The following is a 428-nucleotide window of genomic DNA, read 5'->3' as shown; positions in this document are numbered from 1 at the left end:
AGTAACTACTGATACTGAGTTGTAAGCACGTAATGCAGGTTCTTGAGTAGCCTTACCATTCTTGTCGTAGATAGTAGCGATGTGCATTACAGTAACGTTCTTAGTAGTTTCTTGAGCTGGAGTAGCTTCCTTGCCGTTTGGAACAGTTACAGTTACAGGCAATACAGCTGAAGCATCGTTGTTGTTAGCAGTTGCAGTCATGTTGAAAGTGAATGACTTAGGTGCAACAAACCAACCTTGAGCGTCAACATCAATGTTCATAGCCTTTAAAGCATCCTTGATGTTGTTAGTGTAGTTAATAGTGCTGCTTTCTTGTAACTTACCATTAGTTGCATAGTTAGAAGCTTGGTACTTAGCAGTAGTTGCAGCTACAACTTGAGCAACGTTCATCTTACCAGCATCTGAACCAGCATATACTTCAATGTTAC

Annotated in this window: 1 pseudogene; it reads right to left on the bottom strand. The window is 40.4% G+C overall.

The features are described from left to right. A pseudogene (locus FC46_RS10220) lies at positions 1 to 428 on the bottom strand (S-layer protein); the annotation flags it as partial.

It is taken from the genome of Lactobacillus kalixensis DSM 16043 (genome assembly GCF_001434335.1).
GTDB lineage: Bacteria > Bacillota > Bacilli > Lactobacillales > Lactobacillaceae > Lactobacillus > Lactobacillus kalixensis.
This window is presented reverse-complemented; position numbering and strand designations above follow the sequence as displayed.